The 25,637-nt window shown below is 61.7% G+C and carries 27 protein-coding genes and 1 tRNA gene; 20 read left to right on the forward strand and 8 right to left on the reverse strand.

What is annotated here, in order from left to right; genetic code table 11:
- Positions 1-89: 89 nt before the first annotated feature.
- Positions 90-848 (forward strand): hypothetical protein, encoded by a 759-nt coding sequence (locus AAZU54_RS01445; protein ID WP_434726402.1) that lies wholly within the window; start codon positions 90-92, stop codon positions 846-848.
- A 30-nt stretch (positions 849-878) separates the two neighbouring features.
- Here the strand turns inward: AAZU54_RS01445 and AAZU54_RS01450 are convergent, their stop codons facing one another.
- Positions 879-1,865: a putative phage abortive infection protein gene (locus tag AAZU54_RS01450; RefSeq protein ID WP_434726403.1), complete on the reverse strand. Its 987-nt coding sequence runs from the start codon at positions 1,863-1,865 to the stop codon at positions 879-881.
- Positions 1,866-1,950: 85 nt separating this feature from the next.
- On the opposite strand from AAZU54_RS01450, the gene AAZU54_RS01455 reads away from it, so the two are divergent.
- Positions 1,951-3,423 (forward strand): DNA cytosine methyltransferase, encoded by a 1,473-nt coding sequence (locus AAZU54_RS01455; RefSeq protein ID WP_434726404.1) that lies wholly within the window; start codon positions 1,951-1,953, stop codon positions 3,421-3,423.
- Between the two features lie 9 nt (positions 3,424-3,432).
- Complete coding sequence (locus tag AAZU54_RS01460; protein WP_434726405.1) at positions 3,433-3,966, forward strand: hypothetical protein; 534 nt, start codon at positions 3,433-3,435, stop codon at positions 3,964-3,966.
- A 466-nt stretch (positions 3,967-4,432) separates the two neighbouring features.
- Here the strand turns inward: AAZU54_RS01460 and AAZU54_RS01465 are convergent, their stop codons facing one another.
- Complete coding sequence (locus AAZU54_RS01465) at positions 4,433-4,732, reverse strand: hypothetical protein (protein ID WP_434726406.1); 300 nt, start codon at positions 4,730-4,732, stop codon at positions 4,433-4,435.
- A 494-nt stretch (positions 4,733-5,226) separates the two neighbouring features.
- Between AAZU54_RS01465 and AAZU54_RS01470 the strand changes: the two genes are divergently transcribed.
- From AAZU54_RS01470 to AAZU54_RS01485, 4 genes are all read left to right on the forward strand, one after another.
- Positions 5,227-5,859: a hypothetical protein gene (locus AAZU54_RS01470; protein ID WP_434726407.1), complete on the forward strand. Its 633-nt coding sequence runs from the start codon at positions 5,227-5,229 to the stop codon at positions 5,857-5,859.
- Positions 5,856-6,119, forward strand: coding sequence for a hypothetical protein (locus AAZU54_RS01475; RefSeq protein ID WP_434726408.1), 264 nt, complete (start codon positions 5,856-5,858; stop codon positions 6,117-6,119). The genes AAZU54_RS01470 and AAZU54_RS01475 overlap by 4 nt, the downstream gene beginning before the upstream one ends.
- Positions 6,120-6,921: 802 nt before the next feature.
- Positions 6,922-7,164, forward strand: a complete 243-nt coding sequence (locus AAZU54_RS01480; protein WP_434726409.1) for a DUF4224 domain-containing protein — start codon at positions 6,922-6,924, stop codon at positions 7,162-7,164.
- A 1-nt stretch (position 7,165) separates the two neighbouring features.
- Entirely contained in the window at positions 7,166-8,227 is a 1,062-nt protein-coding gene (locus AAZU54_RS01485) for a tyrosine-type recombinase/integrase (protein ID WP_434726410.1), read from the forward strand.
- A gap of 110 nt (positions 8,228-8,337) precedes the next feature.
- On the opposite strand, the gene AAZU54_RS01490 is transcribed toward AAZU54_RS01485, so the two are convergent.
- Positions 8,338-8,425: transfer RNA gene (locus AAZU54_RS01490), tRNA-Ser, on the reverse strand.
- Between the two features lie 124 nt (positions 8,426-8,549).
- On the opposite strand from AAZU54_RS01490, the gene AAZU54_RS01495 reads away from it, so the two are divergent.
- From AAZU54_RS01495 to AAZU54_RS01530, 8 genes are all read left to right on the forward strand, one after another.
- Positions 8,550-9,221 carry a Bax inhibitor-1/YccA family protein gene (locus tag AAZU54_RS01495; RefSeq protein WP_186555088.1) on the forward strand — a complete coding sequence of 224 codons (672 nt, stop codon included), beginning with the start codon at positions 8,550-8,552 and terminating at the stop codon, positions 9,219-9,221.
- 231 nt (positions 9,222-9,452) lie between these two features.
- Positions 9,453-10,832, forward strand: coding sequence for a nucleobase:cation symporter-2 family protein (locus AAZU54_RS01500; RefSeq protein WP_186555087.1), 1,380 nt, complete (start codon positions 9,453-9,455; stop codon positions 10,830-10,832).
- A 148-nt stretch (positions 10,833-10,980) separates the two neighbouring features.
- Positions 10,981-11,373: a sulfurtransferase complex subunit TusD gene (tusD, locus tag AAZU54_RS01505; RefSeq protein ID WP_434726411.1), complete on the forward strand. Its 393-nt coding sequence runs from the start codon at positions 10,981-10,983 to the stop codon at positions 11,371-11,373.
- A 2-nt stretch (positions 11,374-11,375) separates the two neighbouring features.
- A complete protein-coding gene (tusC, locus tag AAZU54_RS01510; protein ID WP_434726412.1) occupies positions 11,376-11,735 on the forward strand; it encodes a sulfurtransferase complex subunit TusC in 360 nt (119 codons plus the stop codon).
- Positions 11,735-12,040, forward strand: coding sequence for a sulfurtransferase complex subunit TusB (tusB, locus tag AAZU54_RS01515; protein WP_392464232.1), 306 nt, complete (start codon positions 11,735-11,737; stop codon positions 12,038-12,040). The genes tusC and tusB overlap by 1 nt, the downstream gene beginning before the upstream one ends.
- On the forward strand, positions 12,037-12,372 hold the full coding sequence (locus tag AAZU54_RS01520; protein ID WP_312152548.1) for a TusE/DsrC/DsvC family sulfur relay protein: 336 nt from the start codon (positions 12,037-12,039) through the stop codon (positions 12,370-12,372). The genes tusB and AAZU54_RS01520 overlap by 4 nt, the downstream gene beginning before the upstream one ends.
- A complete protein-coding gene (locus AAZU54_RS01525; RefSeq protein ID WP_186555082.1) occupies positions 12,369-13,382 on the forward strand; it encodes a glycosyl transferase family protein in 1,014 nt (337 codons plus the stop codon). Before AAZU54_RS01520 ends, AAZU54_RS01525 begins: the two co-directional genes overlap by 4 nt.
- 96 nt (positions 13,383-13,478) lie before the next feature.
- On the forward strand, positions 13,479-14,441 hold the full coding sequence (locus AAZU54_RS01530; protein WP_434726413.1) for a glutathione S-transferase family protein: 963 nt from the start codon (positions 13,479-13,481) through the stop codon (positions 14,439-14,441).
- A gap of 65 nt (positions 14,442-14,506) precedes the next feature.
- Here the strand turns inward: AAZU54_RS01530 and AAZU54_RS01535 are convergent, their stop codons facing one another.
- Positions 14,507-15,289 carry an SDR family NAD(P)-dependent oxidoreductase gene (locus tag AAZU54_RS01535; protein WP_186555080.1) on the reverse strand — a complete coding sequence of 261 codons (783 nt, stop codon included), beginning with the start codon at positions 15,287-15,289 and terminating at the stop codon, positions 14,507-14,509.
- Between the two features lie 88 nt (positions 15,290-15,377).
- Positions 15,378-16,427 carry a sigma-54-dependent Fis family transcriptional regulator gene (locus tag AAZU54_RS01540; protein WP_434726414.1) on the reverse strand — a complete coding sequence of 350 codons (1,050 nt, stop codon included), beginning with the start codon at positions 16,425-16,427 and terminating at the stop codon, positions 15,378-15,380.
- A 161-nt stretch (positions 16,428-16,588) separates the two neighbouring features.
- Here AAZU54_RS01540 and AAZU54_RS01545 point away from each other — a divergent pair, with 161 nt between their 5' ends.
- Positions 16,589-17,512: a LysR family transcriptional regulator gene (locus tag AAZU54_RS01545; RefSeq protein ID WP_405129334.1), complete on the forward strand. Its 924-nt coding sequence runs from the start codon at positions 16,589-16,591 to the stop codon at positions 17,510-17,512.
- A gap of 267 nt (positions 17,513-17,779) precedes the next feature.
- Here AAZU54_RS01545 and AAZU54_RS01550 read toward each other — a convergent pair whose 3' ends face one another.
- From AAZU54_RS01550 to AAZU54_RS01560, 3 genes are read right to left on the reverse strand one after another with little or no spacing between them, the layout of a single operon-like run.
- A complete protein-coding gene (locus tag AAZU54_RS01550) occupies positions 17,780-18,571 on the reverse strand; it encodes an SDR family NAD(P)-dependent oxidoreductase (RefSeq protein ID WP_392464226.1) in 792 nt (263 codons plus the stop codon).
- A 12-nt stretch (positions 18,572-18,583) separates the two neighbouring features.
- The gene (locus AAZU54_RS01555) at positions 18,584-20,464 is read right to left on the reverse strand and encodes a TRAP transporter large permease (RefSeq protein ID WP_202885273.1); all 1,881 of its coding nucleotides are present in this window, start codon (positions 20,462-20,464) and stop codon (positions 18,584-18,586) included.
- Complete coding sequence (locus AAZU54_RS01560; RefSeq protein ID WP_186557752.1) at positions 20,464-21,495, reverse strand: TRAP transporter substrate-binding protein; 1,032 nt, start codon at positions 21,493-21,495, stop codon at positions 20,464-20,466. Before AAZU54_RS01560 ends, AAZU54_RS01555 begins: the two co-directional genes overlap by 1 nt.
- A 390-nt stretch (positions 21,496-21,885) precedes the next feature.
- Here AAZU54_RS01560 and AAZU54_RS01565 point away from each other — a divergent pair, with 390 nt between their 5' ends.
- From AAZU54_RS01565 to AAZU54_RS01580, 4 genes are read left to right on the forward strand one after another with little or no spacing between them, the layout of a single operon-like run.
- Positions 21,886-23,055, forward strand: a complete 1,170-nt coding sequence (locus AAZU54_RS01565) for an acetyl-CoA acetyltransferase (protein WP_428627826.1) — start codon at positions 21,886-21,888, stop codon at positions 23,053-23,055.
- Complete coding sequence (locus tag AAZU54_RS01570; protein WP_434726415.1) at positions 23,052-24,635, forward strand: acyl-CoA synthetase; 1,584 nt, start codon at positions 23,052-23,054, stop codon at positions 24,633-24,635. The genes AAZU54_RS01565 and AAZU54_RS01570 overlap by 4 nt, the downstream gene beginning before the upstream one ends.
- Positions 24,632-25,183 carry a hypothetical protein gene (locus AAZU54_RS01575; protein ID WP_434726416.1) on the forward strand — a complete coding sequence of 184 codons (552 nt, stop codon included), beginning with the start codon at positions 24,632-24,634 and terminating at the stop codon, positions 25,181-25,183. Before AAZU54_RS01570 ends, AAZU54_RS01575 begins: the two co-directional genes overlap by 4 nt.
- Positions 25,180-25,578 (forward strand): PPC domain-containing DNA-binding protein, encoded by a 399-nt coding sequence (locus AAZU54_RS01580; RefSeq protein ID WP_186557755.1) that lies wholly within the window; start codon positions 25,180-25,182, stop codon positions 25,576-25,578. Before AAZU54_RS01575 ends, AAZU54_RS01580 begins: the two co-directional genes overlap by 4 nt.
- Positions 25,579-25,637: the final 59 nt, after the last annotated feature.

Consider the following 25,637-nt stretch of genomic DNA (forward strand, 5'->3'; position numbering starts at 1 on the left):
ATGCCGGTCCCCCGTAATACCCCATCACAAACCAAATTGCCACCATGCCGCATCCGGCCACGGAGGGCGGCGCATGCATGGAGAGAGCCATGAACGACGAACAACGCCACCAAGAATGGATCGCTCAGCGAAAAGCCGAAAAGGCCGGGCGCCGCGAGCGAGCCGCCGAGTGCTTGAAAGACCACGAATACACCGTCCTGGCTGACACCGACCAGCTGAAGGCATGGCGCTGCAAGGCCCCGCGCACCACCAGCTACGCATTCGACATCCTGATCACCCGATTCGGTATCGCCACGATCGGTGATATCGACGGCCTGACCTTCAACGTCGGCCTGTCCTACGGCATTGAGTTCCTGGCGGGCGACGACATCGGCTACTACATCCACTCAAAGCTTGAAGAGCACTGCCGCGAGCGTGAGTTTGACGAGCAAGCCTTCCGCGCGGCACTGGTTATTGGCGTATGCAGCCAGGTCTGCGATAACACCGACGAAGACCAGTTCGACGCCCTGCCCGAGTGGATGCGCAACGACGGCGGACGCCACGAGGCCGGCCGATGGGACGAGCTCCGGAAGCTGGTTAAAGAGCATCTTGCAGCCATTCCCTATGGCGAGGATGGCCGCGACTTCTGGGACTCGCTGAACGATCTCCTGAGCGAGGCCGATGACATCAGCTACGTCGAGCAAGCCAGCATGTTCATGGGCGAGCACCACGAAGAGCTTGGCCTGGGCTGCGACTACTGGGAGATCACCATCGACAAGCCGCGCGAAAGCCTGATCAACCGCCTGTACCTGATCAACCACGCAGCTAAGGCAATCGTCGCCCAGCAGGGCGAGGTCAAAGCCGCCTGACCCTCCGGCGCTACCCTCCAACCCTCAATTTCAGTGTATTTCTTCACTTTCCAATAGAAAGCTCCGCCACTGGCGCATTTCATTGCTTCTCCCATAAACACTTTCTTCCATGAGTGCTAGATGAGACACCTCCATAAGCATCATTGGATCCAAATTATTAAAAATAGCGAACTCCTCTGCGTATTTCTGAAACCCATACCCTCTCAAACTCAAGCAGTTATAGAACAGAATAACTAGCTCGAAGTCAGACAAAAACGACCTGGCAATAACTCCAAATTTTAACTTATCAGAATGATCGCACTCAGACACATACCGAAACACTGAATAGAGACTTCGAAAATACAGACTCAAATCTCCGCGATATCTAACCCAAACATCTTCATAGGCCTCCTCGACCCCCCCATCATGATTACGCAACCTTTCTAAATAGCATTTCCGGAGGTAGTTGTACCACGTCTTGAAACAATCCCTCCCAGCCATAGTTACAGCGCCATCCTTTTTTAGATCAAACTCAGCAACAACACTATGCTGCAACGATAGCATGCTATAGAACTGCGACTCTATCTGCTGACGGGTGATTTGCCTACGAGTTTCGGTTAAATCTTTACGTTGAAAAAGTAAGCTAATAAGCACGCCAGAAAATGCGAACCCCGAAAACAACGTGTTGAGTGTACCAAAACTGTCACCAAACGTTCCTTCTCGAAGCTGACCAGGAATCTCTGTAAAAGGAACTTCCCAAAGGAGAATAATGAAAAAAGCCGAATAGACCGCCAGCACCGACAACAAAACAGACGAGATCTTCCAATAACTTCCAATATTTAGAGCCAAGCCCTTGGCAATTCGAAAAACTACCCAGCCCAGAATTAGCAAAACCAAAATAGCAACAACATAATAATACCAACCAAGCTCAGAAAACGAATTCATCTCTGATGCCGATAATAGCCGCTCCCCTGCTCGGGATGCGCCCATCAGATTATGGTAACTAAGAGCATCCGCATCCAGCTCAAACCAGTTCATAACAAATTCCTAAGTAATAAAGGTCGCGCGATCACATCAGTAAATTTCTTAGCGATTTATAACATCTAAGATGAAGGACAACCAAATGGCCATCACCTACGGAAGTGTCTGCAGCGGCATCGAGGCCGCGACCGTAGCCTGGCACCCGCTGGGCTGGAGTGCCGAATGGTACGCCGAGATTGAGCCATTCCCCTGCGCGGTGCTGGCTCACCACTACCCTGCTACGCCAAACCACGGCGACATGACCCGCCTGGCAGCCATGGTGCTGTCCGGCAAGATCCCGGCGCCCGAGGTGCTGGTCGGCGGCACGCCTTGCCAGGCCTTCAGCGTGGCCGGCATGCGCGAAGGTCTGGCCGACCCCCGCGGCGCCCTCACCATCAAATACGTGGAGCTGCTCGATGCAATTGACCATGTTCGAATCAAGCGCGGCGAGCCCGAGGCTACCTGCCTCTGGGAAAACGTCCCCGGCGTCCTCTCCGACAAAGGCAACGCGTTTGGCTGCTTCCTCGGCGCCCTGGTGGGCGAATCCGAAGAACTCCAACCGCCAGGGGGCAAATGGAAGGACGCTGGTTGTGTGTATGGACCCACGCGAACAGCCGCATGGCGGATTCTGGATGCCCAATATTTCGGCCTGGCCCAACGACGCCGCCGTGTGTTCGTTGTCGCAAGTGCTCGAGCAGGGTTCGATCCCCTCGAAGTACTTTTTGAGCGCGAAAGCGTGCGCCGGGATACTCCGCCGCGCCGAGGCGAGGGGCAAGACGTTGCCTGCACCCTTGATGCTCGCACTGAAGGAGGCGGCTTCCCTGGAACAGACGGAGCTACAGGAGGCCATGTAGTCTCACCACCAGATTGGCCGAGGGTATTCGGAGGAAACAACACAAGCGGGCCGATTGATGTAGCGCCAGCTCGCAACGCTTGCTCCAGCGCCAGTGGACGGATGGATTTCGAATCCGAGGCCTTTGTTGTGAGCGGTACACTCCAAGCCAACGGCAAGGCGGCCGGAAGCGCCACTCAGCAGGACGCCGAAAGCGGCATGCTGGTGGTCCACGGCACACAAGATCCCGATGTCCGATACGAGCAGGCTCACACGCTCGGGCGGAACAACGGCATGGAAAACGCCGTGCTCGCCTTCGCCGAGAACAGCAGGGCCGAGGTGCGGTTGGAAGGGGGGGATGGCCAAGTAGTGGGAACACTCTCAGCTGGGGGCGGAAAGCCCGGCCAAGGGCAGCCATGCATCGCCTTCAGTTGCAAGGACCACGGCGCGGATGCTGGCGAGTTGGCTCCCACGTTGCGAGCCATGGGACACAGCGGCAGCCACCCCAACTCTGGCGGCCAGGTGGCAGTGCAAGGCCCCAGCGGTGTGCGCCGCCTCACCCCGCGGGAGTGCGAGCGTCTACAGGGTTTTCCTGACGACTACACACTGCCCCCCTATCGCGGTCGCGTCCCAGGCCTATGCCCGGACGGCCCGCGCTACAAGGCGATCGGCAACAGCAAGGCCGTCTTCGTCGTCCGCTGGATCGGCCAGCGCATCCAACAACAACTTGAACGTCTCGCTTGAGGTATCCCCATGCCCACAGAAAACCGATACAGCAACACAGAGATGGTCAGCGTACCGTGTGAGCGCGCCCTGCAGCTCATCAGCCTTCTGGCCGGAGTGGCCAGCGCCGCGCACTGGCTTGCCGATAACAGCGAGGATTGCGGGGACGAAGGAATTGACTGTAAGCGGGTCGACTTCGTGGCCTTGAGCGACGCCTTGGACAAATGCGAGGAGTTACCGAAGCTGCCTGACAGCGTGTACGTGCGCGACGGCTGGCTGCGTGCTGCTGACGAGCTGCGCGCCCTATTGGCTCAGCCATCCGAGCAGCATCAGGTTGAGCCAGTCGGCTACCAGGTACGCACCATGACCGACAGACCAGGATCACAGTGGACGCCGTGGCGTGAGTGCTGCGACACCACACGCGCCATGCATTCGCATGAAGTCGGGCGTTTCAATCAGTTCGGCATTATGCGCGAGATCCGACCTGTGTTCGCCAGCGCTGCCGATCCTGGCGAAGTTGAGCGACTGCCCACTCGCCCTATCGCTAACTTTCAGGGCAGCTGATTGGGGTCGAGGCCCAGAGGATTAAGAGGGTCCGCCAGAACCTCCCCGGCAAACGTCCCATCAGAGGCCGTCAACCCGCTCTCAGGCGGATTGAGTGTCGCAGCATGAAGCATCCACTTCTCGAAAGCTTCCCGGTGCGCCACTTGAGCCGCTAACCAGGCGGCGTCCCTGAATCGTCCGTACGCTACCTGGGCCATTATTGAAGACGTGATAGCTTCAAGCTCACGCAGCAATTGGTAAGCGATGTATCGCTCATCTGACTGAGGCATTTCGGTTCTCGCAATGTAGCAGCAGCATCCCCTCTCACGGAGGGACACTGTAGTGACATCAGCGATTCCGATTCGATCAATATTTCTTTCAGCCTGCGCGTAAGGAGTACATTTGTACTCCGCCTTGGTGCCATGATGGCGGTGGACAGGGGCTGGCTCAGCTTCCGATCCCGAGCCAGCTAGAGTGAACGGCAGCTCTACCCAGCGGAAGCTTTGGGTGTGACGGCATGCAAACCTTCAGTCGCTATCCGGCGCGCCCGCCCTACACCCCATGCCATCGCCCGAGTCATCGACTCGCCAGGACGGGAATCGAAAGCCTCCTCGTGCACGGCCAAGCCTTCGGGTGCATAAACGCCGATGAACATCTGTGTTTGCCCTGTGGATGAAAGCCTCACCTCAACGTCAATATGCGTTCCGTCGTCGAGTGTTTCGTCGTGTGTACGGTGGTGAAGCGATGGATCTGCCCATTCCCAGAACACATTTCCACGAACTCGCATGTGACCCTCCTCCAATCTTTATTGTTCGTCCATTAGAGGGTCAAAATAAATCGCGCACAAAAAACTTCAAGTGACATAGATCAGAAAACCTAGCGAAGCGACAGTCGGCAAAAAAGTTATACAGATCTGATATTTTGTATAAGTTTCATACGTATTAAGAAGGGCTGGCTCTGTCTCTCGCTTCGGCTGTAACCGAATCAGCAAATTCAATCCAGGCGTTGAACGCAGCGCGGTGCGCGTCGCATGCTGCTTGCCATTCTGGACCTCCCAAGCGGCCGTAAGCTACCTGATTCATGATGGTTGAAGTGAGCGAGTCCAGCTCCCGCAGCAATTTGTAAGCGCGATATCTTTTTTCTATATCCGGCATGGTCTTTCCATCCAACTTGCGCAGCAAGGATTTGAGCCTTCCAAGACTTCTGCCTGATGGACCTCCCCTGGTCCCACTTATTTCCACCGATCTTAACTAATCCGCCGAGTGGCGGCGAGGTGAAGCTATGTCTCAAGCAAAGGAACGCCCGATCCTGTTCAGCGGGCATATGGTCCGCGCCATCCTGGAGGGCCGGAAGACCGTCACCCGCCGGGCTGTGAAGGTGCAGCCCAACAGCAAGGGCGATATCGGCAGCTACGGTCTTGGCCAGCCGTTCATCCGCCACCCAGACCCGACCAAACGCAACCCTGAATGTCCATACGGCCGGCCAGGCGACCGCCTGTGGGTGCGTGAGACCTGGGCCCAGATCAACGTGGCCCAGGCGCCCGAAGAAAGCTGGGTGGTTTACCGCGAATGCGATAACCGAACCGACTACGGTGGCCCTTGGAAGCCCAGCATCCACATGCGCCGGCGCGATAGTCGCATCTTGTTGGAGGTCACCGACGTGCGCGTCGAGCGACTGCAGGATGGCGAGGGCGAGACGGATTTCGAAAGCCGCTACGTCGCCGAGGGCATACACCGCATTCACCACGGCGACGGCGAACACTACTACCACCCACTCAAGAGCGAGCCAGGGCCGGGAAACTGGGCAGACCCGTTCGACGCCTGGCGCGAGCTCTGGGTATCCATCAACGGGGCCGACTGCTGGAACGCCAACCCCTGGGTCTGGGTCGTCGAGTTCAAGAGGGTTCAGCCATGACCCGCCTCGCCCTCTGCCTCCTGCTGCTGGCCACCGGCGCCAGCGCAGCACCTCAGCCACAAGAGAACGTCATCGACGTGCAGCACGACAGCCAGCGCGGCGTCACCTGCTACCTGCTCAATGGGGTCGGCATCAGCTGCATCCCCGACAGCCAGCTGCAGGCCGGCAACCAGCGCCAGCAATCTCCGAGCGAACGCGAAAAAGGACTAACACCCGCGGCTGGCGCGCCTCAATGGGATGATAAGAAGTACTCGCTCTAGCCCACTGCAAATAGTCGGGAAACCGACACCCCTCACTCTTGACAATCAAGGCTCACTCACGAGCAGGAGAGCCACATGAGCCACTTCATTGATTCCGTAATAACCCTCGCACCAGTCCACAAACGTAGGGGAAGAGATCGGTTTATTAAGGACTGGGACCAGTGGACAGAACGCCTATTGCGCAAAGGACTGATCGACTTTGACGACAGGTATCGGCTGCGACGGGATCTAGTCGATGCGTACTGGGCTTCGCGTAAATAGCCCCTTATCTCATCGGCCCGCTCAATGCGGGCCTTCGGAGAATAAATAGTGATTGCACTCGCCTACATGGCCTACCTGATCTACAGGGGGCCGCGATGATTCCGCACAGAGGTTGGCTCCGGCGCCAGCTGGAGTCAGCGCTGATCCTTTTGGCAGCCTGGATCCTCGGTGGTCGCAACGTCACCAGGTCGCCCGTTGTCTCCCGTCGGGACAACAACGAGATGTTCGAGATGGACTCGGAGCTTCGAGCCATCGCCCGCCGCATCCGCAAGCAGTACGGCGAGTAATCCATTCCCAACCACAACTCAAGCCCACCGACATGCGCGGGCGAGGATGAACCGTGTCCGATATCACAGTGAAGTGCTCCCGGTGCCGCAACCAGCACAAGGAGAGCGAGCGCGTGCTCGCGCCCTGCAAATGGCTTAAGGGCGCCAGCACCATGGTGTGCCCGCGCTGCAGGTGCACCAGCTACTACATCGTCAGCCCTGCGCCAGCAGCCTGACAACCAACCTGCCGCCACCGGCGGCGTGGAGACCATCCCATGGAAACCGAGATCCTTTCGGACGAAGAGCTGGTCGAGCTGACCGGCTACAAGGCCAGGGGCTACCAGCGCCGCTGGCTCAAAGAGCGCGGCTGGGTATTCGTTGAGACCCGAAGCGGGCGGCCTTTGGTTGGTCGCCACTACGTCCGCATGAAGCTGGGCGTAACCCTTGAGGTGGTACCAATGGCGCCACCGCCGCCGGCCGCCCCCACGTGGACACCAGACATTTCGAAGGTGAGGTGAAATGCGCCCCAGGAAGACAGAGAACAGGGACTTGCCGCCGGGCATGTACCGACGCAAGCGCACCAGCAAGAGCAAGAAGAACCCCAATAAGGAGTGGATCAGCTACTTCTACTTGGAGAAGTCAGGGAAGCCGGTGCCGTTGGGCACCGACCTGAGCCTGGCACGATTGAAATGGGCCGAACTTGAGGCGAAGGAAAAGCCGAAGGACCTGGTCACCATGGGCGCGATATTCGATCGGTACGAGCGTGACATTATCCCGAAGAAGGCGCCGCGCACCCAGAAGGACAACTTGGCCGAGATACGCCAGCTGCGGAATTACTTCGAGAAGGCGCCAATCGACGGAATCACGCCTGCGCACGTGGCGAAGTATCGCGATGCCAGGACAGCACCGGTCAGGGCGAACCGCGAGATCGCCACCCTCTCGCACATCTTCAACATCGCCCGGGAATGGGGGCTCACCACCAACGAGAACCCGTGTCAGGGCGTGCGCAAGAACAGGGAAGTGCCGCGGGACTTCTACGCCAACGACGCGATCTGGAACGCGGTGTATGCGAAAGCAGTGGGTGAACTGAAGGACGCCATGGACTTGGCGTATCTGACGGGCCAGCGTCCAGCGGACGTTCTGGTGATGAGGCGGGATGACATCGAGGGCAAGGCGCTCGGCGTGAAGCAGAAGAAGACCCACAAGAAGTTGCGGATCATGCTCGAGGTCGATGGCGTGGAGAGCAGCCTAGGCGTCCTGATCAGGAAGATACTGGAACGCAATGCTTCACATAGTTCGCCTTACCTGCTGCTGACCGATAACGGCAGACGGGTGACCGCACCTATGCTGCGCCATCGCTGGGATGACGCCAGAGAGGAAGCAGTGAAGGAAGCAGTCGCCGCCGGTGACCAGGTTCTGGCCGGCCGGATCAGCCAGTTCCAGTTCCGCGACATTCGCCCGAAGGCGGCTTCCGAGATCACCGATGTCGACCACGCCAGCCTGCTACTGGGCCACACCAAGGGCGACATTACCGAGCGGGTTTATCGCCGAATTGGAGCCCTGGCGAAACCCACCAAGTAGGGAAGTATTGTCAGCGCTGTCAAATCAAACCATTCCCCAGGGCGTTCCCATGGGTACTTTCTCTATGCCCCAAAAACGCAAAAAGCCCTGAATAATCAGGGCTTTGAATATGGCGGAAGCGTAGAGATTCGAACTCTAGGATAGTTGCCCATCGACGGTTTTCAAGACCGTTGCCTTAAACCACTCGGCCACGCTTCCGGAACAGATTTGCGGCGCCATAATACCGTAATGTAACAAGCTGTCAAACTCTCTGTGTCGCGGCCTGCGGCGGCTCTGGTATGCTCACAGCATCCATAGGTTTCAACCCCACAGGAGTGTCGCCATGCGCGAACAGGATTATGCCGTACAACACGGCCAGCAGGTCGAGCAGCAGGAGGTCAGCAAGGTCCTGCGCAACACGTACAGCCTGCTGGCGCTTACCCTCGCCTTCAGCGGTGTGATGGCGTTCGTCGCGCAGCAGATGCGCGTCGGTTACCCGAACATCTTCGTGGTGCTGATCGGCTTCTACGGGCTGTTCTTCCTCACCGCCAAGCTGCGTGATTCGGTCTGGGGCCTGGTCTCCACCTTCGCCCTCACCGGTTTCATGGGCTTCATCCTTGGCCCGATCCTCAACCGCTACCTGGGCATGGCCGGTGGCGCTGAAGTGGTCAGCTCGGCATTTGCCATGACCGCGCTGGTGTTTGGTGGTCTGTCGGCCTACGTGCTGATCACCCGCAAGGACATGAGTTTCCTCAGTGGCTTCATCACTGCAGGCTTCTTCGTTCTGCTCGGCGCTGTGGTTGCCAGCTTCTTCTTCCAGATCAGCGGCCTGCAGTTGGCGATCAGCGCTGGCTTCGTTCTGTTCTCGTCGGTCTGCATTCTGTTCCAGACCAGCGCCATCATTCATGGCGGCGAGCGGAACTACATCATGGCGACCATCAGCCTGTATGTATCGATCTACAACCTGTTCATCAGCCTGCTGCAGCTGTTTGGCATCATGGGTCGTGATGACTGATCGATGTTGCTGATCGAGTAACGCAAAGCCCGCTTCGGCGGGCTTTTTTGTGCGCCCCAGATGGTGTGTTGTTTGCGCTGGCCTCATCGCGGGGCAAGCCCGCTCCCACGAGTTGAAACTGCGGGGGGCGAACACGAAATCGCCCAGTAAGCGGCAAATGAGCCTGGGGCCTACCCCAATTGCCTAGCGCCCCGTAGAATGCGCTCCTTTTTTCTTCCGGGGCAGCTTCCCATGAGTTCCATCGAACACGGGCCCGGCGCGCCAGCGCCTGCCAATGAACTGGTCCTTGGCCTTGAGGACAAGCCGCGGCCACTGATCGGCATGCTGGCTGCACTGCAGCATCTGCTGGCGATCATCGTGCCGATCGTGACCCCGGGCCTGCTGATCTGCCAGGCATTGGGCGTGTCGGCGCGCGATACCAACCTGATCGTGTCGATGTCGCTGGTGATCTCGGGTATCGCCACCTTCGTCCAGTGCCGGCGCTTCGGCCCGTTTGGTGCGGGGCTGCTGATCGTGCAGGGCACCAGTTTCAACTTCGTCGGGCCGCTGATTGCCGGTGGTGCGCTGATGGTCAAGCAAGGCACGCCGGTTGAAGGGGTAATGGCGGCGATCTTCGGTGTGGTAATCGCCGGTTCGTTCGTCGAGATGGGCGTGTCGCGTATCCTGCCGTTCGTCAAACGCCTGATCAGCCCGCTGGTGACCGGCATCGTCGTGCTGATGATCGGCCTGACCCTGATCAAGGTTGGCCTGATCAGCATGGGCGGTGGCTTCACGGCAATGGGCAATGGCACCTTCGCCAATGGCGAGAACCTGCTGCTGTCGGGTGTGGTGCTGGCGATTATCGTGGTGCTTAACCGCATTCCGGTAGTGTGGATGCGCAGTTGCGCCATCGTTATTGCCTTGGCAGTTGGCTATGCCTTGGCCGGCTATCTGGGCCGCCTGGACTTTACCGGTATGCACGAGGCTGCTGTGTTCCAGGTGCCGATGCCACTGCATTTCGGCCTGAGTTTCTCCTGGGCGCTGTTCATTCCGATGCTGGTGATCTACCTGGTGACTTCGCTGGAAGCCATTGGTGACGTCACTGCAACCAGCAAAGTGTCGCGCGAGCCGGTCGAAGGGCCACTGTGGATGCAGCGGATCAAGGGCGGTGTGCTGGTCAACGGCGCCAACTCGCTGCTGGCCGGGGTGTTCAATACCTTCCCCAGTTCGATCTTCGCCCAGAACAATGGGGTGATTCAGCTGACCGGTATCGCCAGCCGTCATATCGGCATCTGGATCGCAGCCATGTTGGTGTTGCTCGGCCTGTTCCCAAGCGTTGCCGGGGTAATCCAGGCAGTGCCTGAGCCAGTGCTGGGTGGCGCGGCGATGGTGATGTTCGGCGCCGTGGCGGCTTCGGGCATCAATATCTTGGCCAGCACCCGTCTGGATCGCCGTGCCCTGTTGATCATTGCCGTGTCCCTGGCGCTGGGCCTGGGCGTGGCGCAGGTGCCAGAATTCCTTGCGCATATGCCCGCAGCGCTGCGTAACGTGCTGGAGTCGGGTGTGGCCACCGGCGGCATCTGCGCCCTGGTGCTGAACTGGTTCCTGCCAGAGAGCAAGGATCAGCACTAAGCGTCGACTGAGCGTTAGCTATCGCGGGGCAAGCCCGCTCTCACGTTGCTCGTCCTGTTGGTAGGATTGACGTGAGAGCGGGCTTGCCCCGCACTCTATCCGGGTTTTTTTGCTTTATCATGGCCGCATTACGTTGCAAGAGCCTCCCATGAAATTCGCCATCGCGGTTTTTTCCCCAGCCCATGCGCCCTCCTCGCGCCGCGCCCTGCGCTTCGCTGAAGCGGTGCTGGCCGGCGGGCATGAGATTGCCCGCCTGTTCTTCTATCAGGACGGGGTGCACAGCGCCTCGGCCAACGTCGTCGCACCCCAGGATGAACTGGACGTCGCCGCGCAGTGGCGCACTTTCATCAGCGAGCATCAGCTCGACGCTGTGGTGTGCATCGCCGCGGCCCTGCGCCGTGGCGTGCTGGACGAGAGCGAAGCCAACCGCTACCAGCGCCCCGCCGTGAACCTGCCAGCGCCGTGGGAGCTGTCCGGCCTTGGCCAGTTGCACGAGGCGGCGCAAGTTGCCGACCGCTTGGTCTGTTTCGGAGGCGATTGAAAATGGCCAAATCCTTATTGATCATCAGCCGTCAGGCACCGTGGAACGGCCCTTCTGCCCGCGAAGCCCTGGACATTGCCCTGGCCGGCGGTGCCTTCGACCTACCGCTGGGCATGCTGTTTCTCGATGACGGAGTATTCCAGTTGGCCGAAGGTCAGCAACCGGCACAGTTGCAGCAGAAGAACCTCGCTGCCAACCTGCAGGCACTGCCGATGTTTGGCGTCGAGGCGCTGTTCGCCTGCGGCCATAGCCTGGCCGAGCGCGGCCTTGAAAGTGGCGAACTGGCGCTGCCGGTAGAAGTGCTGGACGACGCGGCCCTGGCCGCACTGATTGCCCGATTCGACCAGGTGGTAACGCTCTGATGACGACCTTGCATGTAATTGCCCACTCACCGTTTGGCGACAACCGCCTGCAAAGCTGCCTGCGGTTACTGGGTGCTGACGATGCGCTGCTGCTGTGCGGGGATGCGGTCTACGCCCTGCGTACCGGCACTGAGCCACAGCGGCTGTTGCAAGCGGCCAGCCTGGAGGCTCGCCTGTACGCGCTCGACGAAGACCTGCAGGCCCGCGGCATTGGCGGCATTGATGGTGCCTTGGCCGAAGCCGTGGACTACCCGGCCTTCGTTGCGCTGTCGCTCAAGTATGACAAGGTAAATAGCTGGTTATGAGCACCCTGACTGTCGGCGATCAGCAGATCGCTTTGGACAAGGACGGCTTTCTGGTCGACCTGCAAGACTGGTCCCCCGCCGTCGCCGAGGCCTTGGCTGCGCGCGAGGCCATCGCCCTGAGCCAGGATCACTGGGAGATCCTCGAACTGCTGCGCCAGTTTTACCAGGAGTTCGAGTTGTCGCCAGCCACCCGCCCGCTGATCAAGTACACCGCACTCAAGCTGGGCGCGGAAAAAGGCAACAGCCCACACCTCAATCGCCTGTTCAACGGCACTCCCGCCAAACTCGCCGCCAAGCTGGCGGGCCTGCCCAAGCCGACCAATTGCATATGACCGAACTCTGCGCCGAACTGCGCCCGCTCACCCTGGAAACGCCAGCCGAACACCCCTTCGCCGAATTCGTGCGCATCCTAGGCAAAGGCAAGCGCGGCGCCCGCGGCCTGACCCGAGAAGAGGCCCGCGCGGCGATGACCCTGCTGCTCGAAGGCAAGGTCGAGGATACCCAACTGGGCGCCTTCCTCATGCTCTTGCGGCACAAGGAAGAAAGCGCCGAGGAGCTGGCTGGGTTCACCGAGGCGCTGCGCACGCACCTGCAAGCGCCGAACATCGCTGTCGATCTGGACTGGCCCAGCTACGCCGGCAAAAAGCGCCATCTACCCTGGTATTTGCTGGCGGCCAAGTGCCTGGCCGGCAATGGCGTGCGGATCATGCTGCATGGCGGTGGCGCCCACACCGCAGGCCGGATGTACACCGAGCAGTTGCTGACCCTGCTGGAAATTCCGCTGTGTCGCAGCTGGCAAGCGGTCTCCAACGCCCTCGATGAACAGCGCCTGGCCTTCTTCCCGTTGCAGGACTGGGCGCCCCAGCTGCAACGAATGATCGATCTGCGCAACACCTTGGGCCTGCGTTCGCCGATTCACTCGCTGGCCCGGGTGCTCAATCCGCTGGCAGCGCGTTGCGGCCTGCAAAGCATTTTCCACCCCGGCTACCAGGCAGTGCACCGCGAGGCCAGCCGTTTGCTGGGCGACCACGCCGTGGTGATCAAAGGTGACGGCGGCGAGATCGAGATCAACCCGGACGTTGCCAGCCATCTGTACGGCACCAGCGGCGGCGAGAACTGGGACGAAGAGTGGCCGGCCATGAGCGCCCAGCGCCATGTCAAACCGGCCAGCCTGCAGCCTGAGCAACTGCTTGCGGTCTGGCGCGGCGAAGCGCAAGACAGCTACGGCGAAATGGCGGTGATCGCAACCATGGCCCTGGCCCTGCGCGGGCTTGGGCAAGATCGCGAGCAGGCTTTCGGCAATGCCCGTGTTTACTGGGCAGAGCGCAAAAACATCAATTAATTCGATAAGAACAGCGCAGTCTTTGCGCTATTTATTCGAACGATAAGCCCTAGACTGGGCTCCAACGACAAACAACTTTGTTCCGAGGAGCTCACCATGGGCCTTTTGATTGATGGCCGCTGGCATGACCAGTGGTACCAGACCAGCAAGGACGGCGCGTTCCAGCGCGAGAACGCACAACGGCGTAATCAGCTGCCCGCCCCCGAAGCCGGCCGCTATCACCTGTATGTGTCACTGGCCTGCCCGTGGGCACACCGCACCCTGATTTTCCGCGCGATCAAAGGCCTGGAGCCGCTGATCGACGTCTCGGTGGTCAGCTGGCTGATGGGCGAGCATGGCTGGACCTTCGATAAGCAAAATGGCTCCAGCGGCGATCAGCTCGACGGCCTCGACTTCCTGCACCAGCGCTATACCCAGGATGACCCCAACTACACCGGCCGAGTGACCGTGCCTGTGCTGTGGGACAAAAAGCAAAAGCGCATCGTCAACAACGAGTCGGCCGAGATCATCCGCATTTTCAACAGTGCCTTCGATGAGCTGACCGGCAATCGTCTTGACCTGTACCCCGAAGCGCTGCGCCCAGCCATTGAAGCGTTGAACGAGCGCATCTATCCGGCAGTGAACAACGGCGTGTACCGAGCAGGTTTCGCGACCACCCAAGAGGCCTATGAAGCGGCGTTCGACGAAGTGTTCAACGAACTGGACTACCTGGAAGCGCTGCTCAGCCGCCAGCGCTATCTGGCCGGTGAATACCTGACCGAGGCCGACGTGCGCCTGTTCACCACCCTGGTGCGTTTCGATGCGGTCTACCATGGCCACTTCAAGTGCAACCTGCGACGGTTGAGCGACTACCCGAATCTGTCCAACTGGCTGCGTGAGCTGTATCAGTGGCCTGGAGTGGCAGGCACCGTGGATATGGAGCATATCCAGAAGCACTACTACATGAGCCACAAGACCATCAACCCCAATGGCATCGTGCCTAAAGGGCCGCTACAGGACTTCAGCCTGGCCCATGATCGTGAGCGCCTTACTGGCTACGGCATCTGGCAGGGCCGCTAAGGCACACGCCGATCTGTAGGCGCGGGATTGTCCCGCGCCTACTAGCTTTGCGCCCGTAGCATCGCTCAGTCGCGCATGAACCCGCCATCCACATCCATGATCTCACCGGTGACAAAGCCTGCCTCCGCCGACGCCAAGAAACACACTGCCGCAGCAATATCCCGTGGCGTCCCAGCACGCCCCAGCGGCATCTGCGCCAGCACCTGCGCCCGAGCTTGCGGCGCCAGCACGCTGGTCATCTCGGTATCGGTCAGTGCCGGCGACACTGCGTTTACAGTAATGTCGAACGGCCCCGCCTCACGCGCCAGCCCCTTGGTCAGGGCGATCACCGCACCCTTGGCCGCCGCATAGCAACTGTTGCCCAACAACCCTCCCCCGCGCTTACCGGCTACCGAAGCGATGTTGATGATCCGCCCGGCACGCCGATCCATCATCCCCGGCAGCACCGCCTTGACACAGAAGAACACGCTGTTGAGATCGATCGCCATGACCCGATTCCACTCCGCCGTGGTCAGCTCCAGCAGCGGCGCTGTAGAAACGATCCCGGCGTTGTTGACCAGAATATCGACCCCACCGAACAGTCGCTCGACCTGCGTGACCATCGCCTGCACCTGCTGCTCCTCTGCCACATCCACCCCCACGCCAATAGCCTCGATCCCCTGTGCACGCAGCAGTTCGGCCGCACGCTCCGCGGCCTGTGGGTCAAGATCGGCTAGGGCGACCCGCGCCCCGCAGTGGCCAAGCGCGACGGCGATGGCGTGGCCAATCCCGCGGGCGGCGCCCGTCACTAATGCGGTGCGACCGGTCAGGGTGAAGTTCAAAGGGGCGTAAGCGGCAGCGGCATTCATTGTTGTTATTCCTTCATGAGGTCGAAGTCAGGCCCGCCCCCTGCACGGCAAGGGGCGTTGGATCTGTGCGATCAGTGGGTGATGCGGATCAGGCGTTGCGGCAGGCGCCCAGCGCCAACTGTTCCTTGAGCGGAGGGATATCCAGGCGCCGTAGCACCCGGTACAGCGATGGCCGGCAGATACCCAGCTCACGCGCCGCCGCCGACATGTTCCAGCGACAGGCTTGCAGCACTTCGAGCACATCGGCGCGCTCATCGCCTGCGCGAGTCGGGCGAATCGGGCGAATCGGCGTGACATTAGGCATCAGCGGACGTACTGCGCCTGAGGCAGGCGGCAACTGGGCGAGGAAGTCCACCGGCAGATCGCCGCGCTGGATCCGCGCACCTTCCATCACCGCACAGGCATAGCGGATCACCGCGCGCATCTGGCGCAGGTTGCCGGGCCAGGCGTGGGTCAGCAGCAGCGACCAGACTTCAGCGCTGATCACCTGGCGCGGATCGCAACCGGGCAGTTCATGAGCAACCATGTTGCACAGCAACTCGCCGCGATCGGTGCGCTCGCGCAGCGGCGGTAGCTCCACCACGCCAGTGGCGATGCGATAGAACAAATCCTCGCGAAAACTGCCGTCGGCCACCCGCGCGGTCAGGTCCTGGTGGGTGGCGCAGACCAAGGCGAAATTCACCGGCAGGCTGCGTTCGGCGCCCAGCGGGGTCACTTCACGCTCGGCGATCACCCGCAGCAGACGGGTCTGCTGCTCGTAGGGCATATCGCCGATCTCATCGAGAAACAAGGTGCCGCCATCCGCCTGCTGGACCTTGCCCTTCTTGCCACCCGGCAACGCGCCGGAAAAGGCACCACGGCTGTAGCCGAACAGCTCGCTTTCGATCAGCGTCTCGGGGATCGAGGCACAGTTGAGCGCCACCAGTTGGGCGTTGCGCCGTTGACTGTGGGCATGCAGGGCACGGGCAAGAATCTCTTTGCCGGTGCCGGTTTCGCCCCGGATCAGCACGGCAATGCCACGCTCCATCAGGCGCAACGCGCGGCGAAAGGCCTGGCGCACCTGAGGGTCACTGTCATGGGCGATATCGGTTTCGGCGGTGGTGGCGTACGGCACAGCAGGGTCAGTCAGGGAATGCATCAGCGTCACCTTTTATTGTTCTATAGCTTGTGACTATGTCGGCGGGCGACGCTTGTGGCGTGGCCGGGGCCGAAGGGGTGTTGCCTGATCACATTAGGTAGGCGCACTTATATTTTCCAATACATAATCAAGCATCCATTGATACCTTTGCGAGCATCAACGTGATCGAACTGCGCCACTTGCATTACTTCCGCACCCTGGCCGAGACCTTGCATTTTGGCCGCGCTGCCGAGCGCCTGCACATCTCGCAGCCGCCGTTGTCGCGGCAGATCGCCCTGCTGGAAGAGGAACTGGGGGTGAAGTTGTTCGATCGCTCGCGGCGTCGGGTCGAGCTGACCGAAGCCGGCCAGCGCTTCTACCTGGACACCGGCACGGTGTTCGCCGCCTTCGAGCAGGCCAAGCGCAATGCCCTGGCCGCTGCGCGCGGGGCGGCTGGCGAATTGTCGGTGGGGTTCATGATGTCGACCGCCTACAGCATCACCCCGGCCATCACCCGCCGCTACGCAGCGCTGTATCCGCAGGTCAACCTCAAGTTGACCGAGACCTTGCCGCTGGACCTGGCCCAGGACATCAGCAGTGGCAACAAGGACGTGGCGATCATGTACCGGCCGCAGGATTGCAGTGGCCTGGAGACGGTGACCCTGTACCGCGAAGAAATGACCTTGGTGCTACCGCCTGGGCATCGTTTGATGGAACACGAGCTGATCGACCCGCAAGCGCTGGCCGGCGAGCCGTTCATCATCGTGCCCAGGCGGATTGCCCCGGCGCTGCACGACATGATCTTCAACTACTGCCTGCAGCACGGCGTGACGCCGAACATCGGCATGGAGATCAACATGCAGCAGACCATCGTCAACCTGGTGGGTGAAGGCTTAGGGGTCGCCATCGTGCCGCGCTCGATGCGCAACATGCGCCTGGCCACCACCAGCTTCAAGCCGTTGAAGCACGCGCCGGTGATCGAAGTGGTGGCAGTGTGGAAGGCCGATAACCACAACCCGTGCATTGCCACCTTTGTCGAGACGGCGCTGCAGGCGGGCAAGCAGGCAACGCGCGAGGATCAGGCGCAGCGGGGGTTGGAGGGGTGATTGCGAGGGTGTCGGTACTGACCTCATCGCGGGGCAAGCCCGCTCCCACGCTAGCCCGGGTACGATGTCTGAGCGAAGAGAGGTTTTGCAGGCGGGCGAGCAGGCAACGCGCGAGGATCAGGCGCAGCGGGGGTTGGAGGGGTGATTGCTGGGGTGTCGGTACTGGCCTCATCGCGGGGCAAGCCCGCTCCCACGCGCCCGGTACACTGACTGAACATGAGTAGCGTGGGAGCGGGCTTGCCCCGCGATGAGGCCGGCACTGCCAGATCAGATCTCCAGGATCCCCGAAGCCATGAAGCCACCATCCACCGGGATCACATGCCCGCTGATGTACGAGGCATCCTCAGAAGCCAGAAACGCCACCGCCCCCGCCATCTCCGCCGGCGTGCCATAGCGGCGTAGAGGCACCGCCCGCGCATACGACTCACGCGTCGCCGCCGAATGCAGGGTCTGGGTCAGTGGCGTATCCACCGGCCCCGGTGCAATGCCGTTAACCGTGATGCCATGCTCAGCCAGTTCAATCGCCATCTGCCGGGTCAGGCCAATCACCGCTGCCTTCGACGTGCCATAAGCAGTACGTCCCATGCTCGCGCGCATGCCACTGATCGAAGCGACGTTGATGATCCGCCCCCAGCCCTGCTCACGCATCAACTGCGCCGCCTGTTGGCTGCACAGCAAGGTGCCGGTCAGGTTGATGTTCATCAGCCGTTGCCAACCCTCAAGCTCAGTATCGAGAAACGCCTGGGTGCGGGCGACGCCAGCATTGTTGACCAGCACATCGCAGCGCCCATAGTGCTCGCGCAGCTGGGCGAACAGCGCACTGATCGACTGCGCATCGCCAACATCGATGGCCATGGCCTGGGCCTCGATGCCCTGCACCCGCAGCCCGGCGACCATCTCTTCGGCCGCCGCCAGGTTGATATCGGCCACCACTACGCTGTGGCCGTCGTGGCCCAGGCGTTCGGCGATGGCCGCACCGATACCCATCGCAGCCCCCGTCACCAGCGCAACCCGGCCGTGGGCTGGCGCATACATCGTTGTTTTCGCAGCTTGGCTCATGACAGCCCTCTCTTAAAGGAAACCAATGGAAATCCATGGGAAGCAGGCCACCACTACCAGGGCCACCAGCAAGGCCCCCAGGTAACCCCAAACCCTGCGTATAACGTGATCGGACGAGGTCTTGCTGATCGCACAGGCGGCGTAGAAGCCGACCCCCAAAGGCGGTGCGAACAGGCCCACGCCCATCGCCAGGATCACCACCATGGCGTAGTGCACCGGATGGATACCGAGCATTTCCGCCAGCGGGAACATCAACGGGCCGAACAGCACGATCGCTGGGATGCCCTCGAGCACGCTGCCCAGAATCAGGAACACCAAAATGGTGACGAACATGAAGCCAAAGGTGCCGCCAGGGATTTCCTCGATCAGCTCGACCAGCGAGGCAGAGAACCCGGACTGGGTGAGTGCCCAAGCCATCGCCGAGGCCATGCCGATGATCAGCAAAATCGCCCCCGATAGCGCCGCCGCTTCCAGCAGCATCGGGTACAGCCGGGCGAACTCGATGTGGCGCATGAACAGGTGCATGGCAAGGCCGACCAACACCACGTAGGCCACGCCGATGGTCGACACCTCAGTGGCGGTCGCGGCGCCTTCGAGCACCGCCACGCGGATCAGCAGCGGCAGCGCCAATGCGGGCAAGGCAATGAGGAAGGTCTTGGCCACCCGCGACAGCGGTGCGCGCTCGATCTTCGGTCCGTCTTCCTTGCGTGACCGCCACCAGCAGACCACCGCGATAGCGATTGTCGCGACCACCGCCGGCATCAAGCCGCCAATGAACAGCGCGGTGATCGATACGCTGCACACCGCGCCAATGGTGATCAGCACCAGGCTTGGCGGAATGGTCTCGGTCATCGCCCCGGTGGCCGACAGCAGCGCTGCCAGCTCCTCTGGCTTGGAGCCGCGCCGCTTCATCTCGGGGAACAAGGCCGGGGCCACCGCAGCCATGTCGGCGACCTTGGAGCCGGAAATCCCCGACACCAGGAACATCGCCCCCAACAGCACGTACTGAAGGCCCCCGCGCACATGGCCGAGCAGCGAGGCCATGAAGTCGATCAGCGTGCGGGCCATGCCCGACAGTTGCAGCACCACCCCCAGCAGGACGAACAGCGGCACCGCCAACAGCACCATGTGCGACATGCCCTCGTCCATGCGCCCGACCACGATCGACAGCGGCGCATGGGTAGCCAGGGCCAGGTAGGCCATGGTCGCCGTACCAAAGGCGAAGGCGATCGGGATACCGCCAAACACGCACGCCCCCAGCAGCACCAGGAAGAACACCACCAGGTTGTAGTTACCCATCGCCGCCAGCAATGGCTGGGCCAGCCACAACGCCGCCCCCACCACCGCCACCACCGCAAGCCCGGCCATGAACTGGCGCACTGTCGAATAGCGCGCCATGCGCGCCACCGCCGCCAACAGCATCAGTACCGCGCCCACCGGCAGTGCTGCCGCGCGCACCCCGTCAGGGATGCCCAAGGCGGGCGTGGTAATCCACATCTGCTCATGCGAATGCTGCATCGCCGGAGAAATGATCATCGCCACGAACAGACAGACGATCAGCGCCGACAAGGTTTCACTGAAGCCGCGCCAGGCAGCCGGCAACTTGTTCACCACCGCCGACATGCGCATGTGTTCGCCACGGTCCAGCGCCAGTACCGCGCCGAACATCGACAGCCAGATGAACAGCGACGACGCCAACTCGTCGGACCAGATCAACGGGCTGTGCAGCACATAGCGGGCGATCACCCCCGCCAGCAGCACCAGGGTCTCGATCACCATCAAGGTGACGGCGATGACCCCGACCACACGCATGGTCCAGGTGTTCAGGCAGATCAGCACCCGGGCCGGCAGGCGCTGCGAAACGTTGGAGGCCGTGACCGCTGGCGCGCTCATCAGGCCAGTTTCCCGGAGAACTGCTCAAGAATGGCCCAGGCCTCGTCGCCGAACTTCTCGTGCCAGTCGGCGTAGTAATTGGCGCTGCGCAACTTGGCGCGGAACGGCTCGGCGGGCGAGTCGACCAGCTCCAGGCCCTTGCCTTTGAGGGTGTCGCGCGTAGTGCCTTCCAGTTTGGCCAGGTCATCGCGCTGGGCCAGCACCGCCGCCTCGATGTGCTTGCGCAGCACCGCTTGCAGCTCAGGCGGCAGGCGGCCGATGGAGGCGCTGTTGCCGAGCATCCAGAAGCCATCCCAGACATGGTTGGTCAGCGAGCAATACTTCTGCACTTCATAGAGCTTGGCCGAGGACACCAGGGTCAGCGGGTTCTCCTGGCCTTCGACGATGCGCGTCTGCAGCGCCGAGTAGACTTCGGCGAAGTTGATGCTGGTCGGCGCTGCATCCAGGGCGCGGAAAATCGACATGATGATCGGGCTCGGCGGCACCCGTAGCTTCATCCCGCGCAGGTCATCGGGGCTGGCCACCGGCCGGGTGCTGGTGGTGGTGACGCGAAAACCGTTGTCCCACATCCGCTCATAGGCAAACAGCGTACCGGTCTTGGCGATCTCACCGCGCACGTGCTCGCCAAGGGCGCCGTCCATTGCGCTCCAGACTTGCTGGTAGTCCTTGAAGGCAAAACCCACCGCGCTGATCTGCACCGACGGCACCAGGGTGCCGAGAATCACCGGCGACAGCGAGAACAGGTCGACCGCGCCAGAGCGTACCTGGGCCAGGGTGTCGGTATCGCTGCCCAGCTGGCTGCTGGGGAACACCTGCACGCTCAGCGCGCCGTTGGTTTCCTCCTTGATCGCCTTGGCCATTTCCCGGGCACGGATGTTCATCGGGTGGCTGATGGGCAGGTTGTTGGCAAACTTCAGCTTGAAGTCGGCGGCGCGGCTATTGCCGCTGTACAGGCCCATCCCGGCGGCAGCGACAGCGGCCGATGCCAGTGAGGCCGTCTTGATGAAGGAACGGCGGGTGAAATCGCTCATGAAGCTCTCCTGACCTATTTGTTCTTATTGATCGAATTGCAGCGACGATGCAGGTGTTGTTAGCAATACGGGTGCCATTGCTCGCCAGCACCTACGCGCAGCGCTGTGCAAACACCCCAGAAGCTATTCAAGCCTATGTTTTAGCTAGCAAATAAAATTTCACTCGGCGGGCAGTGATAGTGTGATCGAGCAGGCATCCACGGCGCTTGGGTGTAACAGGTGTCTCCTTGAACTGTCGCCTGCGCGGCCAAGGCGACACCTGTAGGCGGCTAAACGCTACCAATGGACACCCCGGGCACGCGCCAAAGCCTCAACGCAGACGCCTCGAAACGACCTTGGCACCACCCTTGCTATCGACCTCGCACTCTCCATCAAGCGAGGACGCACCTCATGGATTCGCCTGTTATCAGCGGCTGGTACCACTCCGCCTTCGGCAAATTTCCCGATATCGACCCCGAGCAGATGATGGCCGACGCCGCCATCGGCGCCCTCAGCCATGCCCGCCTGGATGCCGAGCAGATCGACTCGGTGCATGTCGGCCATTTCAATGCCGGCCTGATCTACCAAGACTTCCCTTCCGCACTGCTGGCCAACCACCTGCCGGCGCTGCGCTTCACCCCTTCGGTGCGGGTGGAAAACGCCTGTTCGACAGGCTCCGCGGCGATCCATTCGGCGTTGCAGGCGGTGCTCAGCGGGCAATCCCGGCATGCGCTGGTGGTGGGCTTTGAAAAGATGAACGGCCTGCCCACCGCCGAGGTCGGCAAGATCCTGCTCAAGTGCTGTTATGCCCGCGAGGAAGCGCAGATCGAAAATGGCTTTGCCGGCGTGTTCGGCAACATCGCCCAGGCCTACTTCCAGCGCTATGGCGATCAGTCCGATGCGCTGGCCATGATCGCAGCCAAGAACCACGCCAACGGCGCGCTCAACCCCTTCGCGCACATGCGCCGCGATGTTGGCTTCGACTTCTGCCGCACCCCCTCGGAGAAAAACCCATTTGTCGCCGGCCCGCTCAAGCGCAGTGACTGCTCGCTGATCACCGATGGCGCGGCCGCGCTGGTGATCAGCCGGGTCGACGCGCTGAACGGCCAGCAACACGCCGTGCGCTTTCGCGCAGCGGTCCAGGTCAATGACTATCTGCCGCTGTCGCGGCGCGACCCGACGGTTTTCGAAGGTGCGGCGCGGGCCTGGCAGCAGGCCCTGGCGCACGCCGAGCTGACGCTGGCGGACCTGTCGCTGGTGGAAACCCACGACTGCTTCACCATCGCCGAACTGCTCGAATACGAGGCCATGGGCCTGGCCGAACGCGGCCAGGGCGCACGGGTCATCGCCGAAGGCATCAGCCGCAAGGACGGCCGCCTGCCGATCAACCCTTCGGGCGGGCTCAAGTCCAAGGGCCATCCGATCGGCGCCAGTGGCGTGTCGATGCACGTGATGGCCGCCATGCAGCTGACGGGCCAAGCTGGCGACATGCAGCTGCCTCGGGCTGACCGCGCCGGGGTGTTCAACATGGGCGGCGCAGCGGTTACCAATTACGTGAGCATCCTGGAGGCCGTGCAATGATCAGCGGTATCGACAATGTGATGAACCTGGGCGAATTGCTTGCCCAAATCGCCCGCCGCTTGCCCGACGCGCCTGGCTTCATCCGTGCAGGGCAAAGCTACAGCTGGCGCCAGTTGCTGACCCGGGTCGACAGCGTTGCCGCGGCATTGCGCGCGCGCGGGCTGGGCAAGGGTGATCGCCTGCTGGTGCATTCGCGCAACAACCTGCAGTTGTTCGAGAGCGCCTGGGTGGCGTTTCGCCTAGGCATGGTCTGGGTGCCCACCAACGTGCGCATCACCCCGCCTGAGGCGGCCTACCTGGGCAGCTCAAGTGGCGCGGTGGCGATGCTCTACGACGAAGGCATGGCGCATTACGTCGACGCCGTAGGCGCTGCCTCCCCTGCCCTGCAACAGGTCATCGCCATCGGCGCGCCGCGTACAGGCGAGCTGAGCTATGACGCGCTGCTCGATGAGGGCGCCGCGCTGCAAGCGGATTTCCGCCCAGCCGAAGTGAGTTATCACGATCCGCTGTGGTTCTTCTATACCTCCGGCACCACCGGCCACCCCAAGGCCGGAGTGCTGACCCACGGGCAAATGGCCTTCGTGATCAACAACCACCTGGCCGACCTGATGCCTGGGCTGAACGCACAATCGCGCTCGCTGGTGCTCGCACCGCTGTCCCACGGCGCTGGCATCCACGCGCTGATCAACGTCGCCCGCGGCGCCGCCTGCGTGCTGCCCGCCAGTGACCGACTCGACTGCGACGAGGCCTGGCGCCTGGTCCAGGAGCACCGGATAGATAACCTGTTCACCGTGCCGACCATCGTCAAGATGCTCACCGAAGACCCGGCCGTCGAGCGCTACGACCACAGCAGCCTGCGCTATGTGATCTATGCAGGCGCGCCGATGTACCGCGCCGATCAGTGCCACGCCCTACGTACCCTGGGCAAGGTGCTGGTGCAGTACTACGGCCTGGGCGAGGTCACCGGCAACATCACCGTGCTACCTGCCGACTGCCACGACGCCGAGGACGGGCCGCAGGCCAAAGTCGGCTCTTGCGGCTACCCGCGCACCGGCATGCAGGTGGCGATCCTCGATGAGCACGGCAATCAACTGCCCACCGGCAGCGATGGAGAAATCTGCGTGCGCGGCCCGGCGGTGTTTGCCGGCTACTACAACAACCCCGAGGCCAACGCGGCGTGCTTTCGTTTTGGCTGGTTCCACACCGGCGACCTCGGCCACCTCGACGAGCAGGGCTACCTGTTCATCACCGGCCGCGCTTCGGACATGTACATCTCCGGCGGCTCCAACGTCTATCCACGGGAGATCGAAGAGGCCCTGCTCACCCATCCGGCGGTCAACGAAGTTGCTGTGCTCGGGCTACCTGACGAGAAATGGGGTGAATGTGGCTGTGCGGTGATCGTGGTCACAGCCGAGGTCAGCGACGAGCAGCTGCTGGCCCATTTGCAGCCGCGCCTGGCCCGCTACAAATGGCCCAAGCGCTTCGTGCGCTGGTCGCAAATGCCCAAGTCGGGCTACGGCAAGATCGTCAAGAAACAGATCCGCGCCCTGCTCGAAGCCAGCGAGGAGCCTGCCCTATGACCCCGCATTTCGAACAGCGCGCCGGGGTGCGCGTGTTCATTCATGGCGGCGAGCCACAACAGCCGCGCCTGCTGGACTGCGAAGTGCCAGCCAGCGAGGAGTTGCGTGTGGTCCTGCCGCTGGCCTGCAATGTCGCCGAGGGCCTGCTCAAGGTGCTCGAGGGCCTTCGCTATGGCAGCGCGGTCGGGCGCATCCTGTGTGGCGGTGCGGCGCACCTGAGTTATCACCGCATGGTCACCACCCAAGACCAACAGCGGCCCTACGACTATGGCCAAGCGGTGGTCCTCGATGGCTACATCACCTTCGTCAGCGGCGCGCTGACGGTCGGCCGCGACGCCGCTGGAGCACCGCTGCTGCACTGCCACGCAGGCTTTCTCGACCGCGATGGCCAGCAGCATGGCGGCCACCTGGTGCTCGACCGGCTGATCGTCGGCAGCGAACCGCTGGTGCTGCGCTTGTGCCTGTTCGATCAGGTCGCCTATCAGGTCCAGCCCGACGCTGAAACCCACTTCAACCTGCTCCATCCGGTGTTCCAGGAGGCGTCATGAACCTTGCAGCAACCCAGGCTGAATCCCAGGTACAAAGCGGCCGCCTGGGCCGCTTGGTGGTGGCCCGGCTCAAGCCCAACGAAGACATCATCGACAGCGCCGAGGCGCTCTGTGCCAGCCACGGCATCAGCCTGGCGGTAGTACGCGGCGGGCTGGGCAGCCTGATCGACGCCGAGCTGCACTACCTGGGCCGCAGTGGCATGCAGGACATCCACGTGCCGGGGCCAGGAGTGGAGATCCTCAGCCTCAGCGGCGAGATCGCCCTGGGCGAAAGCCGCCTGCAAGCGGTGGTGGCCGACGCCGACGGCAATATCTTCGCCGGCAGGCTGCAACGAGGCCGCAACCTGTCGTTCATCACCATCGAGCTGACCTTGCAGGAATGGCTGCCTGATTGAGCCAGACCAAGCCCCCAGTTTCACCCGGGCGTGACCGCGCCCGGCCAACTTGCGCCTGT

This window comes from Pseudomonas sp. Je.1.5.c, from assembly GCF_051129895.1.
GTDB classification, from domain to species: domain Bacteria; phylum Pseudomonadota; class Gammaproteobacteria; order Pseudomonadales; family Pseudomonadaceae; genus Aquipseudomonas; species Aquipseudomonas urmiensis.